Below are 16,650 nucleotides of genomic sequence, written 5' to 3'. Positions count from 1 at the left end.
GTACGTCAAGGTTCGCGCCGTTCTGGACCGGGTCCGAGTGAGCTCGTGGCCGATTGTCTGACTGATTGCCAACTAATCCTACGGATCTCCAGGAACGTAAGATCCCGGCCGTCCGGTTTTTCGAGATGAACGGTGTACTGATGACCGAGCTGCGTCGCCCGCAGCGGGCCGTGCCTCGCCGGGTGGTGATCACCGGCGTCACCGGCTTCATAGGTGCGGCGGTTCTGTCCGAACTCGCCCGGATCCGGTGCGAAGAGCCGGGGTCCGCCGCGCTCCGCCTGAGGGTGGTGGGCCGGCGGGACCCCCGGGAGGGCGGCCTTGCCGACGAATGGGTCCGAGCAGACCTGTCCGACCCCGGGTCGCTGCGCGACAGCTGTGAGGGAGCGGACGTCCTGGTCCACCTGGCTTCGCTGATCGGCGGCGACGAACGGCAGTGCGCCGCCGTCAACACCGAGGGAACCGCGGCGCTGATGCATCAGGCCCGCCGGGCCGGTGTCGGACGGATCGTGCACCTGTCCACCTCGGCCGTTTACGGCTCCGGACCACACCGTGGCATCCCTGTGGACGGTGTCGCTCCGGCGCCCGTTTCGGCCACCAGCCGGACGCGTCTGGCAGGCGAGGGGCCGGCACTGGCCGCGGGGGCGGTGGTGCTCCGTCCCAGTCTGGTGATCGGGCCCGGAGACCGCTGGGTCGTACCGGGGCTGGGACAACTCCTCGAAGCCACCGGGGCGCTGTGGGGAGGCGGGCGGGCTCTGCTGTCCCTGGTGGCGGTCGGCGACCTGGCCAACCTCATCGCCCGCCTCGCGCTCGGGTACGGCCCGGACGGGGGAACCGTCTGGCACGCCAGTCATCCGGAGCCGGTGCGCACGGTCGCTCTGGTGCGGGCACTCGCCGGGCGGGAGATAGTGCCTCCGGTGGAGCGGGACCTCTCCGAGGCGGAGTGCCTGGAGCGGCTGGCGGCTTCCGGTTCCCGGTTGAGCCCGCGTCAGTTCTGGCTGCTCGCGCAGGACCACTGGTACGACAGCGCCGGGATTTGGGAGGCCGCCGGCTGTCCGCCCGGGCCGGGGCCGCTGGCCCGCCTGGACGAGGCGGCCGACTGGTACCGGGAGCACATGGCTCTCGTATGAGGCTCCCGGCCATCGGGGACGGTCGTCGCAGGCGACCTCTCCATGAAGGCCCGCACGTCACGACATCATCGACCGGCCCTGTCGCGCACCTGTGCGACGGGGCCGGTGGCTTTCCGGGCACGGTCGCCGTGTCGACGGCACGGGGGGGGGAGGTCCCAGGGACTGCGGGCCGCATGTGGGGCCGGATCGGGGTTCGGTCCCTCGTGGCGTTCGGTGCCTGGGTGGCCCGACCCCTCCCCCGGTACTCCCTCCCCCCGCCGAGGGGCTGAAGGCCGGTTCGGACCCTTCGGTCCCTGTCCCTTCAGTCACTGCATAAACCTGCAGGTCAGGGGCTCGGGCTCGCGGGCACAGGGACCGAAGGGACTCAAATCTCTAGTTATGAGCCAGATATGAACATGGGTACCTCTACCTGCTCTTTCTTACGCTCGCGCATACACACACGCACGTAAAGCGTGGAAGTAGTGATTCTGAGTCCCTTCAGTCCCTGAGATCGTGGATCCACGGCCCTGACCTGCAGGTTTGCCGAGGGACTGAAGTTGGAGGGACTGAACAGGGGCAGGGACCGTTCAGCCCCTGGGCGTGCTGGTGCCGGGGCGGGGCCGTCAGGACCGCTGTCAGCTTCCGGCCGGGGAGGGTCGGCTTACCCAGGGACTCTCGGACGCTGGTGGAGGAAGGCTGGAGTGGCGCTTGCCGACCGGGGGTTCGCGCCGCGACACGCCCGGGCGTGCACCGGGGTGGATCGGGGAACTTTTGCGGACTAACTGGGGTAGAACTTCAGGGACTGAGGGACTGAAGGGACTGAACTCTCAATACAGCGGTTTTATCGGGCGGAGCCTGCGTGATGTCTGAGGTACGCTCCGCGATAGTGAATCTTCAGTCCCTCTGGTCCCTGACGTGCAGGTCGGACGAGCACCTCGGAGAGCAGTCCGGGACAGGAGGAACCGTCCCTGAACACGCGTCAAGGAAGAGCCAGTGCCCGTCTATTCCCAGAACCTGCCCCAGGGCGTGAGTGGCGGGACGGCACTGGACGTGGCGACCTGGATGGCCCTGCGCGGGTATCCGGTCCATCCACTGGCCCCAGGGACCAAGACGCCAGCTCCGAACTGCCCCGGCTGCCGGGGCGGTCTGCATTCTCCGCAGGACTGCATGTGCCGTTCCCAGGGACGTTGGTGCCACGGATTCCATGCGGCCACCACCGACCTCCCTACGCTGCAGGACTGGTGGGCGGCCGAGCCCGAGTTCGGGATCGGGGTCTCCTGCGGGCCTGCCGGGCTCGTCGTCATCGACGTCGATGCACATGCTGATTCCGTGCCCGCCAGGGAGCGGCTGCTGCCCGGTATCCCCATCGATGAGCGGGTCGACCTGACCGGACTCGGCAGCGGCTACGACACCTTGGCGCTGTTGGCCGCGTACCGGTCCCGGCCCAACCCCTGCGAAGACACGTCGACCCTGCGGGTACGTACGCCTTCCGGAGGGATGCACATCTGGTACCGGCTGCCCAAGGGCAGCCCGCGCCTGCGGTGTTCCAGCGGATCGAGCTCGAAGGTCGCGCTGGCCTGGCAGGTCGACGTACGTGCCGTCGGCGGCTACATCGTGGCGCCCACGACGCGCACGGCCGCAGGCGTGTACGAGGCGCTGCCCGGTGCGCGGCTGCCCGCGGCCCTGCCGCTGTGGCTGACCGCCGAACTCGTGCGGACCGGCCACGGCGTGGACACGGCCGCTGTGGAGCCCGTGGCGGCCCCTGTGGGGCCTGTACGGGGTACGCGTGGCCCTGGGTCCCTGCAGAGCGGGCAGCGGGCTCTCGCGGGGCTCCTGGAGGAGGTACGGGCCTGCGGGTCCAGCCCGGCCGGAACGGCCTTCAGCGAGAAGCTCAACCGGGCGGCGTTCACCGCCGGAGGGCTCGCTGCGGGGGGCCAGCTCGCCGCCGGGGAATGCCGCCGGCTGCTCCTCGAGGCCGCGGACCACGCACGACCCCACCAGACGCGCCGCAACGTCCTCATCGTCGACGCGGGGCTCCGTGCCGGAAGCGACCGACCGATCCATCCCAAGGAACGCCCATGAGCAGCGCCGGAAGCACGGGGTTCAACGCCCAGGCAGCGGCGGAACAGCTTGCCGCGTTCGCCACCGAGAGCACCGGCACCGCTGCCGCCGCGCGCGGAAGACGGCTGCCCGCCCAGCAGAGCGCGGCCCCGGCGGCCGCGGGCGTCGGCGCCGACTTCGTCACGACGGGGCTGCTGCAGAACCTCAGCGACCGCGGCAACGCGAAGCTGTTCGCCCACCTCCACCACAACCGGTTCCGGCACGTGGAGGGACTGGGCTGGTACGTGTGGGACGAGTACCGGTGGAAGCGCACCGGCGGGGAGAAGGCCGCGATCTGGGCCGCCGGGGACATGGCGGAGGAACTGCCCACCCACGACCCCCGGGGTACCTTCACCGACCGGGAGCTGTCGCAGCACCGCAAGCGCGCCATGTCCACCTCGGGCGTGAAGGCGATGCTCACGCAGGCCAAGGCCTCCCCCGAACTCGCCCTGGACCCGGACGTCCTGGACGGCGACAAGTACGCGCTGTGCACCCCCGCGGGCGTCGTGGACCTGCGCACCGGTGACCTGCACAAGCCGGACCCGACCCGGGACCTGCACTCGCGCGCCACCTACCTGGCCCCCGAGGCCATGCCCACGCCCCGGTTCCACGCCTTCCTGAACCAGACCTTCGGCGACGACGACAAAGGCAAGGAGATGATCAACTTCCTTCATCTCCTGCTCGGCTACTCCATCACCGGCGACGTCGGCGGCCAGGTGCTGCCCTTCCTCTACGGCGTCGGCGCCAACGGCAAGTCGGCGCTCCTCGACGTCGTCATCAAGATCCTCGGGGACTACGCGGACGTGGCCCCGCCCGGGTTCCTGATGGAGCGCGGCAAGTTCAACGAGCACTCGACCGAGTTGACGGAACTGCATGGGCGGCGCCTGTTCGTCTGCAGCGAGCTCAAGCCCCACGACAAGTTCGACGAGGCGCGGGTCAAACTGCTGACGGGCGGCGACCGGCTCAAGGCCCGGCGGATGCGGCAGGACTTCTTCAGCTTCGAGCCGACCCACAAGCTGTGGCTCCTGGGCAACCACCGTCCGGAGGTCGGCACGGGCGGCCATGCGTTCTGGCGCCGGATCCGGCTGATCCCCTTCGAGAAGGTCGTCCCCGACCACCGCAAGATCGACAACCTGGCGGAGGCGCTCGTACAGGAGGAGGGTCCGGGCATCCTCCACTGGATGATCCAGGGTGCCAAGGCCTATCTCGCCACCAAGCCGGCCCTGACCGGGCCCAGCGTGGTCCGTACCGCCACGCAGGCGTACGCCACCACCGAGGACCACATCGGGCGGTTCCTGGCCGAGTGCTGCACCACCGGGGTGGAGCTGCCCGATCCGCGTGATCTGAAGGTGGAGCAGGGAGCGCTGTACCGCGCGTACAGTGCGTGGTGTCTCGACGGCGAGGGCCTTCGTCCCGCCACGACCCGCGCGTTCGCCACACGTATTCGAGCCGAGGCCGGCGTCGCCTCGCCCAATGAGATGCTCCGCTCGAACGGGCAGAAGTTCTACCCCGGCCTGGCGCTTCTGGCCGACGAAGTGCAGACCCCGCGCGAGGCGAACAGGGCAAGCGCGCCGTGAAAGGCCTACGTGTGCCGCCGCCCGGGGGCGGGCACGCCTACGATGGACAAGGACGATGAACAGATCCACCAGCCGACGGCGGCCCGCAGGGGCCTGTCGGATACCGGCTTCGGCGCCGCTCGCGGCGTGGCGGAACAAGGGGCCTGGAAGGGCCTACGTGAACGAGGAAGGATCCAGGCCATGAGCTCGCTACTGACTTCAAGCGATCTCGCCCACGAGGACAAAGTGGTGTGGCTGGAGGACCCTGAAGAGCTCGATTACGTGCGTCAGGCCCTGGACAAGACCCCCCGCCGCCGGGGGAAGCCGCGCTACCACCGCGACGGGCGCATGATCGGCTTCACCGAGCTCGGTGGTACCGCGGAAGCGGACCCCGACAGTGGCCTGCAGAAGCGGCGCGTCTTCTACCTGCTGCCGCACGACCGGGACGCCGAGCCCGAAGGCCTGTACCGGGAGGGCGCGCCGGGCGAGGCCGTGGATCCGCGGACGATCGAACCCCGGCAGGTCGGCCGGAAGACCGTGCGGTCGCAGCGAGGGCTGTCCACGCCGACGGTTGCCTGATGCCGACGGTTGCCTGATGCCGACAGTTGCCTGATGCCGACAGTTGCCTGATGCCGACGATTGCCTGATGCCGACGGTTGCCTGATGCCGGCTGTCGTCTGATGCCGGCAGTTGGCGGATTCGGTCCCTCCGGTCCCTCCAGACCCTTCCGCCTTCCGGACACGATGGCTGGAAAACGCTTCAGGTAATGGCGAAATTCAGTCCCTCTGGTCCCTTCGGTCCCTCCGGCCGGGCTTTCAGAAGGCGAAGTCGACGTAGTCGATGTCGGTGAACTCGACCAGGAGCCCCGTGGCGCGGGAGCCGTTGTCCTTGAAGTACATCTCCTGGAGGGCCTCGGCCGCGATCTGCTGGAGCCGCGCCTCGGCGGCGCCGGCTGCCTGGGCGCTGAAGAGGCGGGCCGCGTACTCCGGGGGCAGGTGCTGGGTGATGCGGCGCATACGGCCGTCGTCGGTGGTGCCGGGGGCTGCGGTGAAGCCGAAGCGGGCGCGGGTCTCGATGACCAGGCCGGTGGTCGAGGCGGCCCTGTCTCGGGCGCGCTTGCGGACCAGGGGCTGCCAGCGGCGGCGTACCTCGGACTCGAGGCGGCCGGCGAGCGCCGGCTTGGGCTGCTTGATCTGGTCCTTGACGTAACGCTCGACCGTGCGCTGGGAAATGCCGAGCAGGCGGGCCGTCTCCCGGGTGGATTTGAGCTGCTTGACGAGGAAGCGCATCTGGGCGCCCGCCGACTTGGGGACGGGGCGGGTGAAGTGCAGTTCGTCCGCGCGGGTCAGGCTGTCGTCGATCTGGGTCATGGGGGACTACTCTCCGTCGGCTGCCGCGTCGTGGCCCTTGATGTGGCGCGCGGGGTTGTGGTTCTCGTCGAGCATCTGAACGGCCCAGAGGAGTGGCTGGGTGCCCTCGTGCTTGACCATGCCAGGGCTGACACCGAGGCGGAAGCCACCGGGCAGGGGCTTGCCTTCGGGGGTGCGGGGGAGGAAATCGAGGGGGCTGGGGCCGTCGGAGAGGTACACCGCGCAGTCGGAGAGGACGGCGATGGGGTACTGGCCGGCGGCCGTGGCGAGCTTGTTCATCTTGCGGTGCATGTTGACGCGGGCCGTGGAGATGACAGCGGCGCGGATGTCTGGGCGCCAGGTGGGGCGTTCGAGGGCGGGCCAGGGTTCGCCCGGGCGGTAGCCGGCGCCCTGGGGGCGTTCGCGGAGCTTGCCGATGCCGCCCTTGACGGTGGACTTGATGGCCGAGAGGACCGGCTTCAGGACCGGGTCGGAGTGCTGCTGCAGCTCTGCCATCGCCGCCAGGAACTCGGGTTCGGGGAGCGTCGAGGTGATGCCGAGGTCCGCCATCGTGGCCATGTAGGCGTCGCGGAGGCGGGTGTACCAGGCGTCGAGGTACGGGCCGTGGTCGAGGCGGAGCCAGCCCTCGGTGGGGTGGACGTCGTGGCCGAGCTCCTGGGCGTAGGCGAGGGTCGGGGTCGCGTACCAGGCCGGGCCGGTGGGGGGCCGGCCGTGCGGGGTGAAGGGGCTGGGGAGGCGGGGGTCGAGGGCGATGGAGGAGAGGTCCGCCAGCCAGCAGCCGGGCAGCTTCGGGTCGAAGCGGGGGCCGGTGCGGTGGGTGGCGGGGCCGAGGCCGACGAGGAGCCGGTTGGCCGCCGCGGCGAAGGCCATGTTCACATCGATGCCGACGGCGTGGGTGCGGGTGCACTCGGCGTCGGTGAGGAGTTCCGGGTCGCGGATCCAGTCGTACGCCTCCTCGTCGAGGACCTCGGCCGGGGTGCGCTGGTGGGAGCGGGGGTAGAGGGCGGCGACCACCGGGTGCTCGTCGGGGGCCTCCGGGGGAGCCGGGTCGACGGGGCGGGTGAGCGAGCCGGCGACCGGGGCCGAGACCCAGGTGTTGGTCGCTTCGTCCCTCGCGGCACGGGTGGGCGGGCGCAGGGCCGTCATGAGTTCGAGACCGGTGACGGCGGTGGAGCCGCGGGGGGTGAGGACGCGGGCGGCGTAGGTGGTGAGGAGCTCCGCCAGTTCCGGGGCAGGGAGGTCGGGGGTGTCCTCGCCCCAGGCGCGGGGGTCGAGGGCGCCCCACGGGAGGATCGCGAGCTGGACGCACTGGCGGCCGGTGGAGGGGGTGGCGGGTCGGTAGATGCGGGGCCAGGGACCGAAGCCGCGCCGGGTCAGCTGCCACTTGGCCTTGGTGAGCTGCTTGATGACCGGGTGGTTGTCCGGGAGGCGCAGGCCGCGGCGGTCCTCGAGGGCGGGGGGGAGGCCGAGGAGCTCCAGGGCGGGGGCGGTGAGGACGAGGAGGGGGTCACCGTCCTTGCCGTTGCGGTGGAGGCGGGGGGAGCGGAGGCCGGCGTCGGGGCCGAGGGCCCAGGTGAGGAGGGCCGGGAGGCCGCCGATGGTGGGGTGGTCGAGGACGAGGCCGGCGGTGGTGTGGGCCTGGCCGGTGCCGGTGAGGACGGCGAGGGGGCCGTTCCCTGCCAGGGGGGTGGGGTGGGGGCGGCGGCGCGGGTGTTGGGATGTGGCCGGGGGGTGGGCGTTAACGGCGTTAACGCCGTTAACGGTCGCGGGAGGTTCCGCCGACGGGGCCGGGGTGGCGGGTGCTGCCGAGGGCTTGGCGTTAACGCCGTTAACGGTCGGCGCGGGGATTGGTGCCGGGGGCGCCGCCGGGGCCGCCTCCTGGGGCTCGGCGTTAACGGCGTTAACGGTCGGCGGTGTCGGGGTGGGGCCCTGCGCGGCTGTTCCCCTACCCGCCCCTTCCCGAAACTGGGGCTCCGCCCCAGACCCCGGGGGGGTGGGGGCCGCGGCGCCTGCGGCGCGCGGGGCGGCCATCGGGGCCACCGGAGTGGCTCGAAGGTCGGCGTCGGTGGGGGCATTAACGGCGTTAACGGGTGCGGTCGGGGCAGCAGCGTTAACGGCGTTAATGCTCGGCGCCGGGGCGGCGGTGGCGGTGGCGGTGGCGTCGACGGTGAGCGGGGTGGCGTTAACGCCGTTAATGGTCGCCGGGGGCGGGGTGGCGTTAACGGCGTTAACGGCGTTAACGGCGTGGAGGGTGGAGAGGCCCTCCAGGAGGCGGGCGTACGCGGCGCGTTTGGGAGGGCGGGGGGCCGTGCGGCCCGTTTCCCAGGAGGTGACCGTTTCGCGGCGGACGGAGAGGGCCTTGGCGATCTGGTCCTGGCTCAGGCCGGCGGCCTCGCGCAGGCGCTTGCGCTCGTCCGGGTGCGGGAGCGGATCCTGGGCGGCTGCTTCTTCGATCAGGGCGTCGACCGCTGCGAAGAGGCTCTCTTGTTTGTTGGGCATCGGTACCTCCAAGGGCAGCCTATGTGAATCGCACGGCCGAACACACATGAAACGCACGTGGGGGCGTTAACGGCGTTAATGCCGTCAGCGCCCCCGTCGTGGGTGTTGCCTCGGATGCCCCGCTCAGAGTCGCAGCAACAGGAGCTCGGTGACGGCCTTGAGGTCGTCCGGGGTGAGGTGGGCCGTCAGTGCGTCCGCGATCGTTTCCGGGGTGTCCGTCGCGATCGTGATCCGGGGAGTGGAGGGTGATGGGGGAGACGGGGGAGACGGGGGAGCGTTAACGGCGTTAACGCCGTTAACGGTCGGCGCCGGGTGGGCGCGTTGGCGGGGAGGGGCGACGGTGTTGAGGGTCTCGTCCGCCGCGGCCTCCTGGTGCTCCTGGGGGAGGCGGCCGATGCGGCGGGCCGGTTCGACCTTGAGTTCGCCGGTGTCGACCTTCTCCTGAAGGCTCGGAGTGAGGTTCAGCAGGGCCAGGCGCTGGGAGACCCAGGCCGCCGTCTTGCCCAGGCGCTTGGCGACCTGGGCCTGGGAGCCGTGGACGTCGACGAGTTCCTGGAGGGCGCGGGCCTGGTCCATGGGGGCGACGTCCACGCGGTGGACGTTGGCGATGAGGGCGGACTCGAGGATGTCCGCCGCGGAGGCGGACAGAGCATCGTTCACGTGGATGTGCATGGTCTTCAGGCCGGCCAGCTGGGCCGCCGCGAGGCGCCGGTTGCCGTCGATGACCACGTACGGGGCGCGCCCCAGCCCGTCGGTCTGGCCCGGGTGGGCCTCCATGAAGGCCATGCGGGTGGCGACCGCGAGGGGCTGGAGCTGGCCGCGGGAGACGAGGGACTGGGCCAGCTCCTCGAGTTCGGTGAGGTCCTCGCGGAGGTTGAACGGGTTGTGGGCGAGGGCCTCGATGGGGACCTCGGACGGCGGGACCATCCCGGAGGTGGGGGCGCCGGTGGCCTCCGCGATCGCCGCGCGGCGCGAGCTGACGCCGACGGGCTGGGCCCGCGCGAAGGATGCCGAGACTCCGAGCTTGTCGGCCTTGCTCATGAGATCTCCCTAGCGAGGGCGCGCATGGCGATCGCCTGGTCGCCCTTGGGCGAGTAGACGAAGAGGGGCTGCTTCACGCGGACGGCTTCGCGCTGTTCCTTGAGGTCCGGTACGACGGCGACGACGCGCGGATCCTTTATGTCCATCCAGGCCTGGAGGGAGGAGGTCGCGATGTAGCCGCGGCGGCCGTCGTAGAGGTTGACGACGAGGCCGAGGTAGTCGATGTCGAGGCTCAGGTCGTCGCGCAGGTCGTTGATCTGGGAGGTGAGGAGGTCGTACGCGTCGGCCGAAGAGTCCTCCGCCTGTACGACGATCAGCGCGCCGGAGGCACCCGGCTGTTCGGCGTCGCGGCGGCGCCCGTAGTAGATGGCGGCGTCCATGCTGAGGCCGAGGCTCGGCGGGCAGTCGATGAGGATGACGTCGTAATCGGATTCGACGGGGGCCAGGGCGCGTTCGAGGGCGGCCTCGCGGGCGCGGACCGTGGAGAGGCGGACGTCGAGGAGGAAGGCGTCCGTGCAGGCGGGCAGGAGGTGGAGGCGGTCGCCGAAGCGCTGGTCCGGGACGGGGACGATCAGGTCGGCGAGGGGGCCCTTGGCCTCGCTGGCCATGTGGCAGGTGAGGCTGTCGCCGCCGATGGGCAGCGGCTGCTGGCCGAGCTGCTTGGTGAGGTGGCCCTGGGGGTCGAAGTCGACCAGCAGGACGCGCATGCCGAGGCCCGGGAGGTCTTCCAGGTCCAGGGGGGTCGTCTCGGGGTGGGGCTGCTCGCTCTGCCTGCCCTCGTCGGACGCCGCGGCGCGGGCCAGCTGGCGGGCGATGCGGACCGGGTGGAGGGTCTCCGGGTCCTCGGCGAGGGCCTCTGCGGTGCCGGCGGTGATGGCGGTCTTGCCGACACCGCCCTTCTGGTTGCACACGACGATGCGGCGTACGACGGAGGGCCGCTTGACCGTGGGCGCCGGGTTCATCTCCAGCCAGAGGCGGACCGCTTGGGCCAGACCCTGGATGAGGGAGACACCGCGGTCCTTGGAGTCGGCGCGGAAGGACTCCCACTGGCCGGCGGGCAGCCAGGTGGAGAACGATTCGGCGCCCGAGGTGTCGACGGGGGAGGGGGCGGAGGCGAGAGCGCTCCAGTGGGCGATCCCCTGGTGGACGGCGTCCTGGATGTCCACCCGCAGCTGCGCGGTGCGGACTTTCAACTCCTGGCGGAGCCACGGGGGGAGCTTGGAGACGACCTTCTCTCGGTCGCTCTGAGACGAGGGTGAAGTCATGAGAGGGACTTTACTAACGTTCGGGGGCGGATGTGGGCGCCACGCTTGGGTTTTGCTAACGAAGTGGGTGAAGGTGCGGGTGCCGCGGCCGGATCCGGGTACGCGACAGGGCGGCCTCGCACACGCCGTAGCGAGCACCCCCGTGGTTCACCACGGCGTGTGCGAGGCCGCCCTGGATACGTCGTCAGCCGACCGGAACCGCAGAGGACTCCGGGGCGGGCAGACCGAGTTCGGCCCGGCATGCGGGCGAGCCCGCCGGGTCGAAGTGGGGGATGCGGTGCGCCGGCACGATCCCCGGGAGCACGAAGTTCCACAGGTCGACGACCCGTGTGTGCAGGTCTTCGCGGCCGGTGCGGACGTGCGAGGTGACCTGGATCCCGGTGAACGAGCCGACGAGGAGCGTCGAGAGGTCGTACACGTCGAGCGACGGGAGGATGTCGCCGCGCTCTTGGGCCGGCTTCAGGCAGATGTGGGCGGTGTCGATCCAGGCGTTGTACGGGGTCGGGTCCGGGTTGGTGAAGGAGCCGAACTCGATGAGCAGGCGGATGCCGGCGCGGATGCGGACGTTCGCACGCAGTCCGTATGCCATCTGGTGCGTCAGGTCGATGACGGTCTGCAGACCCGGTTCCTCGACGGCGGGGACGCCTGCGGCGACCTGGAACTGCTCGTCGATCAGGGTGCGGGCGAGGTCTTCCTTGGACTGGAAGTGGAAGTACAGGGCGCCCTTGGTGACCCTGGCGTGCTTGACCACGTCGCTGAGGCTGGCGCCGCCGAAGCCGAAGCGGTCGAAGGCGATGGCCGCACCGTCGAGGATCGCCTGCCGGGTGATCTCGGCGCGTTCCTGGCGGGCCCTTGCCATGTGCTCTCCCTGCCGCTTGCTGGTGCTTGGCGGTTGGTGTCTGTTGCCGGGGTCGGGGTACGAGCTGTGGTCGTCGCTGCGGCGGAGGCTCGTACAAGGTCAATCTAGTGGGGCGGCGGTAAAGAAAACCAGTCGACAAGTACTTTTTAGCGGGGGGCGGGTGATGGTTTGTGGGGTGCTGGGGCAGTTTTCGCCATTACTTTTTGGGAGGGCAGGGTCGTCTCGGCGGCCCTCGGGAGCCCCTTGGGGGCTTCGGTCCGCCTCGCCGACCGTTAACGGCGTTAACGCCGTTAACGGTCGGAGAGGGTGGGGGTCAGGACCACGGGGTCAGGACCAGGGGGTGCCGGCCTGCTGGCGGGTGGCCAGGTTGAGGCGGTTCCAGACGTTGACCGTGGAGATGGAGAGGATGAGGGCGGCGAGCTGCTGCTCGTCGTAGTGCTTCGCCGCCTCGTCGTAGACCTCGTCCGGGACCGCGTTGCTGCGGTCCGCGACGCGGGTCACGGCCTCCGCCAGGGCGAGTGCGGCGCGCTCGGCGTCCGTGAAGTACGGGGTGTCGCGCCAGCCGGCGATCGCGTGGATCCGCTCGTCGGTCTCGCCGAGCTTCTTCGCGATCCGGGGGTGCATGTCGAGGCAGACGCCGCAGGCGTTGATCTGGCTGGCCCGGATGTGGGCGAGCTCGAGGGTGCGCTCGCTGACGCCGGTGGCGACGACGGCCTTGCCGATGGCCGTCAGGCCGGCCATGGCGCCGGGGACGACGAGGGCGGGGTTTCCCATGCGTGCGGTCATTGCGGTCTCCCGTGGGTGGGTGCTGTTGCTGCTCGGTTCGCTTCGCTTCGTTGTCTTCACTGCACTGACGGATGGGCGGGCGGGGGTGTGACCGGCTGGGGGAAATTTCTTCCGGCAGGCGTTAACGCCGCGACCCCTGGAAGTGGACCGGGGCGGCGCTGCTGGCGGGCCAGCCGGTGCGGGACGCGGTGACGCTGGGCGCGCTGATGAACTGCCGGGGGGTGACGGAGCTGGTGGTGCTGAAAGTGGGGCTCGGGCTCGGGGTGATCGGGGCGGAGCTGTTCACGGAGCTGGTGTTGATGGCGTTGGTGACGACGGCGGTCACCGGGCCGGTGGTACGGGCGTTGCGGAAGCGGGAGGTCAAGGGGGCGGTCAGCCTTCGGCGTTAACGGCGTTAACGCCGTTAACGGTCTGCCGCCGGGTTGGCGCCGGGCGTTAACGCCGTTAACGGTCCGTCCGACTGGTGCCCGGGGCGTTAACGCCGTTAATGGTCCGGGCCCCGGGCAGGCGTCCGGCGTAACGGTCCTCGCCGGGACGGGCGTCCGTGTCCCGTCTCACTGAACCGAACATTGACCGTCGGCCAGCTGGCTGTGGCACGTGCGACCGACCGACCCGACAGTCCGGGCCCTGGTGGCCGGTCGGTCAGGGGTGGCTGGGGGTGGCATCGAACAGGGGGTCGAGCGGATCACCCTCGTAACCGATGACGAGGCAGGCCGCCGCGACCGGCCCCCGGGAAAGCTCCACGAGCCGGGCCAGGGCCGCGGCCTCGGACGGCAGCCCGGCTGGATCGAGACCGAGCGCCTGGGCAGCGCGGTCGCGTCGCTGGTCGAGGTCGGGCAGATCCTCCCGGTACTCGTCGGCTACCGCCCGGAGTTCTTCGGCGGTCCGCCCGGGAGCGTCCCGCCACCACGGGGCCACCAGGCACAGGCGCACCAACTCCGCCAGCCCCAGCCCGAGCGGCCCGGCCTCGCCGTCCAGGCTCACGTACACCACCGTCCGCTCTTCACCGCCCTCGCCGACGAAGCAGAACGCGTCTCCCGAGCCTGCCCGCGCGAACTGCTCCAGCCGGGCCCCGGAGGCGAGGCAGACCCCGTCCTCCAGCTCGTGAGAGGACGGGTCCGTCGCGTCGAGGTCCGCAATCTCGGTGAAGAACGCGACGACCTCATCGTCGGTGCCCAGGAGTGGCAGCAACGCGCGCGGCACATCGGGGCAGGCTGGTACGCCGGGTCCGGCCGGTGTATTCGTTCCGTTCCCCGGCCACCGTAAGCGGAGCCCCCCGACACCGGCTGGGGCGGTCCGTCGATGCCAGCGGGCTGCGGGCGGACGGGCTGATCCACAAGCGGGTGGTCGACCTTCCCTACGCTGTCTGCGGGACAGGGCGTTGCCGCAACGGCCCGACCCAGTGGTGCAGGCACCTTCGGCAAGGAGCAGGAGGTGGTCTGCGAAACGCCTCCAGGGGAGCTGGTCGAGAGCCTGATCTGTCAGGCCCGCGTGCTTCGACGTCGACGCCGTAGTGGGCGGGGGCATGTCGATGCCTAGGAAAACCAAGCAGCCGCGCCGGGAACAGCCGGACCGGCCGGCATCGTTGCATCGACCGAGGGTCTGGCGCTGCAGGGGTGGGAACAATGTCATCCGCCCCGGCAGGATCCGGCCTCCCGGGATCGCGGAACGCCCGCCGCGCACTCGGACCAACACATGTCTCTGCAGGAGGACTCCTTCATGACTGACCGGCCCTTGACGCTCATGGCAGTGCATGCCCACCCCGACGACGAGGCCACCGGAACTGGAGGGGTCCTCGCGCGGTACGCGGCAGAGGGCATCCGCACGGTTCTCGTGACGTGTACCGACGGCGGTTGCGGTGACGGGCCGGGGGGTGTCAAGCCGGGTGATCCCGGGCACGATCCGGCGGCCGTCGCCTTGATGCGCCGACAAGAACTTGAGGCGAGCTGTGACGTCCTGAGGGTCAGCGATCTGGAGATGCTGGACTATGCCGACTCCGGGATGATGGGCTGGCCGAGCAACGACGCCCCTGGATCTTTCTGGAAGACCCCCGTGGAGGAGGGCGCTGCCCGACTCGCGGCCCTCTTGCGGCACTACCGGCCCGATGTGGTCGTCACCTATGACGAGAACGGCTTCTACGGCCACCCCGACCACATCCAGGCCCACCGCATCACGATGGCGGCGCTCGAGATGACCGCGCTGACACCGAAGGTGTATTGGACGACGATGCCGCGCTCGGCGATGGAGCGGTTCGGCAAGATCATGCGCGAGTTCCATGAGGACATGCCGGAGCCGGATCCTGCCGAGGCCGCCGCGCTGGCCGAGATCGGCCTCCCCGACGATGAGATCACCACCTGGGTGGACACCACCGCATTCAGCGGTCAGAAGTTCGACGCGCTGGCCGCACACGCCAGTCAGGGCGAGAACATCTTCTTCCTCAGGATGGGCAAGGAGAGGTTCGGCGAGTTGATGGGCATGGAGACCTTCGTACGGGTCCAGGACGCCACCGGCGCGGCCGTGCCCGAGAACGATCTCTTCACCGGCCTGCGCTGACCCGACCGTCCGGTCGGGGCCCCGTCGGGCGCCGTAACTGCGGATGCACGACGTACGGAGGTGCCTGCCGCTCGCAAGGAACGCCGAATCCAGTGTGCACCCGCCAGCCGGCATGGAGGTCAGTCCGGCGTTAACGGCGTTAATGCTCCCGCGGCGGGTGGGCCTTCGGCGTTAACGGCGTTAACGGTGGTCGGGCACCCTCTAACCTGCCCGCATGAGTGATCTTGGGGAGTGGGCGCAGGCGTTCCGGGTGGATGTGGCCGAGCGGGAGCTCGAGGACCTGGCCGAGCGGCTGGATCGGGTGCGGTGGCCCGATGAGTTGCCGGGGGTGGGGCGGGCTTACGGGATGCCGCTCGGGGAGCTGCAGGAGCTCGTGCGGTACTGGCGTACTCGGTACGACTGGCGGGCCGCCGAGGCGCGGTTGAACGAGTGGCCGCAGTACACCACCGTCATCGACGGGGCTCAGGTGCACTTCGCGCACGTGCGCTCGCCCGAGGCGGATGCCACGCCGCTGCTGATGACCCATGGCTGGCCCGGGTCCTTCGTCGAGTTCCAGCGGGTGGCCGGGCCGCTGACCGATCCGCGGGCGCACGGTGGGGATCCCGCCGATGCGTTTCATCTGGTGCTGCCCCACATACCGGGCTTCGGCCTGTCCGGGCCGACCCGGGAGACCGGGTGGGAGTTCAAGCGGGTCGCGCGGGCCTTCGGCGTGCTGATGGAACGGCTCGGGTACGCGGAGTACGGGGTGCAGGGCGGGGACTGGGGGGCCGCCGTCTCGCGGGAGCTCGGGAGGATCAAGCCGGGGAACGTGGTGGGGGTGCACCTGAACCTTTTGCCCGGCGGCGGGGCGACCGGGGAGCCCCGGGCCGAGGAGCTGGCCGGGCTGAGTGTGGCCGAGCGGGAGCGGACGCTGGCTTCGTGGGAGCGGTACCGGGTCTGGGCGCGGGAGCGGCAGGGGTACGCCGACATCCAGGCGACCCGGCCGCAGACCCTCGCGTACGGACTGAACGACTCGCCGGTCGGGCTGCTCGCCTGGATCGGGGAGAAGTTCGCCGAGTGGACTGATCCCGGGTGCCCGATCGACCGGGACCAGATGCTGACCAACGTGATGCTGTACTGGCTGACGGGGACCGCCGGGTCTGCCGCGCGGATCTACTACGAGCGCGCGCATGCGGACTACTACGGACTGCCGCCCGAGGTGTCCGCCACGCCGACCGCGTTGGCCGACTTCCCCCGGGACAACTTCATTCCGCTGCGGCACATCGCCGCGCGCACCGACTCCGTCGTGCGCTGGACCTCGTACGACCGGGGCGGGCACTTCCCCGCGATGGAGGTGCCGGAGCTGCTGGTCGGGGACATCCGGGCCTTCTTCCGGGGGCTGCGGTCCGGGAGGTGAGGTCGGGGATGCGAGATCCGCGCGATCGTGGACGCCGCCGGGACGCTCGATGTGACGGGGCACTACGGCGACGAGGCGTACTCGCTGCACTGCATCCCGAGGCGATCGACGGCGTGACC

Annotated in this window: 13 protein-coding genes and 1 pseudogene; 7 read left to right on the top strand and 7 right to left on the bottom strand. The window is 70.5% G+C overall.

Annotated elements, in window-relative coordinates:
- The first annotated feature begins 140 nt into the window (after positions 1-140).
- From AB0M76_RS34280 to AB0M76_RS34265, 4 genes are all read left to right on the top strand, one after another.
- Positions 141-1,127, top strand: a complete 987-nt coding sequence (locus AB0M76_RS34280) for an NAD-dependent epimerase/dehydratase family protein (RefSeq protein ID WP_365956659.1) — start codon at positions 141-143, stop codon at positions 1,125-1,127.
- Positions 1,128-2,156: 1,029 nt separating this feature from the next.
- A complete protein-coding gene (locus tag AB0M76_RS34275; RefSeq protein WP_365956713.1) occupies positions 2,157-3,188 on the top strand; it encodes a bifunctional DNA primase/polymerase in 1,032 nt (343 codons plus the stop codon).
- Positions 3,185-4,783: a phage/plasmid primase, P4 family gene (locus tag AB0M76_RS34270; protein WP_365956658.1), complete on the top strand. Its 1,599-nt coding sequence runs from the start codon at positions 3,185-3,187 to the stop codon at positions 4,781-4,783. The genes AB0M76_RS34275 and AB0M76_RS34270 overlap by 4 nt, the downstream gene beginning before the upstream one ends.
- Before the next feature lie 180 nt (positions 4,784-4,963).
- The gene (locus AB0M76_RS34265; protein ID WP_365956712.1) at positions 4,964-5,341 is read left to right on the top strand and encodes a DUF6009 family protein; all 378 of its coding nucleotides are present in this window, start codon (positions 4,964-4,966) and stop codon (positions 5,339-5,341) included.
- A gap of 236 nt (positions 5,342-5,577) precedes the next feature.
- Here the strand turns inward: AB0M76_RS34265 and AB0M76_RS34260 are convergent, their stop codons facing one another.
- The 6 genes from AB0M76_RS34260 to AB0M76_RS34235 all read right to left on the bottom strand — a co-directional run bounded on the left by AB0M76_RS34260 (position 5,578) and on the right by AB0M76_RS34235 (position 12,582).
- Positions 5,578-6,132, bottom strand: coding sequence for an XRE family transcriptional regulator (locus AB0M76_RS34260; protein WP_266674187.1), 555 nt, complete (start codon positions 6,130-6,132; stop codon positions 5,578-5,580).
- Between the two features lie 6 nt (positions 6,133-6,138).
- The gene (locus tag AB0M76_RS34255) at positions 6,139-8,631 is read right to left on the bottom strand and encodes a helix-turn-helix transcriptional regulator (RefSeq protein ID WP_365956657.1); all 2,493 of its coding nucleotides are present in this window, start codon (positions 8,629-8,631) and stop codon (positions 6,139-6,141) included.
- 123 nt (positions 8,632-8,754) lie between these two features.
- Positions 8,755-9,672 carry a ParB/RepB/Spo0J family partition protein gene (locus tag AB0M76_RS34250; RefSeq protein WP_365956656.1) on the bottom strand — a complete coding sequence of 306 codons (918 nt, stop codon included), beginning with the start codon at positions 9,670-9,672 and terminating at the stop codon, positions 8,755-8,757.
- Positions 9,669-10,937: a ParA family protein gene (locus AB0M76_RS34245; RefSeq protein WP_365956655.1), complete on the bottom strand. Its 1,269-nt coding sequence runs from the start codon at positions 10,935-10,937 to the stop codon at positions 9,669-9,671. The genes AB0M76_RS34250 and AB0M76_RS34245 overlap by 4 nt, the downstream gene beginning before the upstream one ends.
- A gap of 184 nt (positions 10,938-11,121) precedes the next feature.
- Positions 11,122-11,796, bottom strand: a complete 675-nt coding sequence (locus tag AB0M76_RS34240) for a ScbR family autoregulator-binding transcription factor (protein ID WP_365956654.1) — start codon at positions 11,794-11,796, stop codon at positions 11,122-11,124.
- A gap of 327 nt (positions 11,797-12,123) precedes the next feature.
- Complete coding sequence (locus AB0M76_RS34235) at positions 12,124-12,582, bottom strand: carboxymuconolactone decarboxylase family protein (RefSeq protein WP_266674195.1); 459 nt, start codon at positions 12,580-12,582, stop codon at positions 12,124-12,126.
- A 146-nt stretch (positions 12,583-12,728) separates the two neighbouring features.
- Here AB0M76_RS34235 and AB0M76_RS34230 point away from each other — a divergent pair.
- Positions 12,729-12,971: pseudogene (locus AB0M76_RS34230) on the top strand (cation:proton antiporter); the annotation flags it as partial.
- A gap of 253 nt (positions 12,972-13,224) precedes the next feature.
- On the opposite strand, the gene AB0M76_RS34225 reads toward AB0M76_RS34230, so the two are convergent.
- Positions 13,225-13,785, bottom strand: coding sequence for a hypothetical protein (locus AB0M76_RS34225; RefSeq protein ID WP_365956653.1), 561 nt, complete (start codon positions 13,783-13,785; stop codon positions 13,225-13,227).
- A 516-nt stretch (positions 13,786-14,301) separates the two neighbouring features.
- Between AB0M76_RS34225 and AB0M76_RS34220 the strand changes: the two genes are divergently transcribed.
- Both AB0M76_RS34220 and AB0M76_RS34215 read left to right on the top strand, forming a co-directional pair.
- Positions 14,302-15,135 carry a PIG-L family deacetylase gene (locus AB0M76_RS34220; protein WP_365956652.1) on the top strand — a complete coding sequence of 278 codons (834 nt, stop codon included), beginning with the start codon at positions 14,302-14,304 and terminating at the stop codon, positions 15,133-15,135.
- A 214-nt stretch (positions 15,136-15,349) separates the two neighbouring features.
- Complete coding sequence (locus AB0M76_RS34215) at positions 15,350-16,531, top strand: epoxide hydrolase family protein (protein ID WP_365956651.1); 1,182 nt, start codon at positions 15,350-15,352, stop codon at positions 16,529-16,531.
- Positions 16,532-16,650: the final 119 nt, after the last annotated feature.

This window comes from Streptomyces sp. NPDC051364, from assembly GCF_040682115.1.
GTDB lineage: Bacteria > Actinomycetota > Actinomycetes > Streptomycetales > Streptomycetaceae > Streptomyces.
Note: the sequence above shows the minus strand (reverse complement) of the source record. Positions and strands in the feature narration are given on the sequence as shown.

Excerpts from the sequence above, each read along its gene's own strand:
- AB0M76_RS34280 (WP_365956659.1), top strand. The coding sequence starts at position 141 with ATGACCGAGCTGCGTCGCCCGCAGCGGGCCGTGCCTCGCCGGGTGGTG.
- AB0M76_RS34270 (WP_365956658.1), top strand. The coding sequence starts at position 3,185 with ATGAGCAGCGCCGGAAGCACGGGGTTCAACGCCCAGGCAGCGGCGGAA.
- AB0M76_RS34265 (WP_365956712.1), top strand. The coding sequence starts at position 4,964 with ATGAGCTCGCTACTGACTTCAAGCGATCTCGCCCACGAGGACAAAGTG.
- AB0M76_RS34260 (WP_266674187.1), bottom strand. The coding sequence starts at position 6,132 with ATGACCCAGATCGACGACAGCCTGACCCGCGCGGACGAACTGCACTTC.
- AB0M76_RS34255 (WP_365956657.1), bottom strand. The coding sequence starts at position 8,631 with ATGCCCAACAAACAAGAGAGCCTCTTCGCAGCGGTCGACGCCCTGATC.
- AB0M76_RS34250 (WP_365956656.1), bottom strand. The coding sequence starts at position 9,672 with ATGAGCAAGGCCGACAAGCTCGGAGTCTCGGCATCCTTCGCGCGGGCC.
- AB0M76_RS34245 (WP_365956655.1), bottom strand. The coding sequence starts at position 10,937 with ATGACTTCACCCTCGTCTCAGAGCGACCGAGAGAAGGTCGTCTCCAAG.
- AB0M76_RS34240 (WP_365956654.1), bottom strand. The coding sequence starts at position 11,796 with ATGGCAAGGGCCCGCCAGGAACGCGCCGAGATCACCCGGCAGGCGATC.
- AB0M76_RS34235 (WP_266674195.1), bottom strand. The coding sequence starts at position 12,582 with ATGACCGCACGCATGGGAAACCCCGCCCTCGTCGTCCCCGGCGCCATG.
- AB0M76_RS34220 (WP_365956652.1), top strand. The coding sequence starts at position 14,302 with ATGACTGACCGGCCCTTGACGCTCATGGCAGTGCATGCCCACCCCGAC.
- AB0M76_RS34215 (WP_365956651.1), top strand. The coding sequence starts at position 15,350 with ATGAGTGATCTTGGGGAGTGGGCGCAGGCGTTCCGGGTGGATGTGGCC.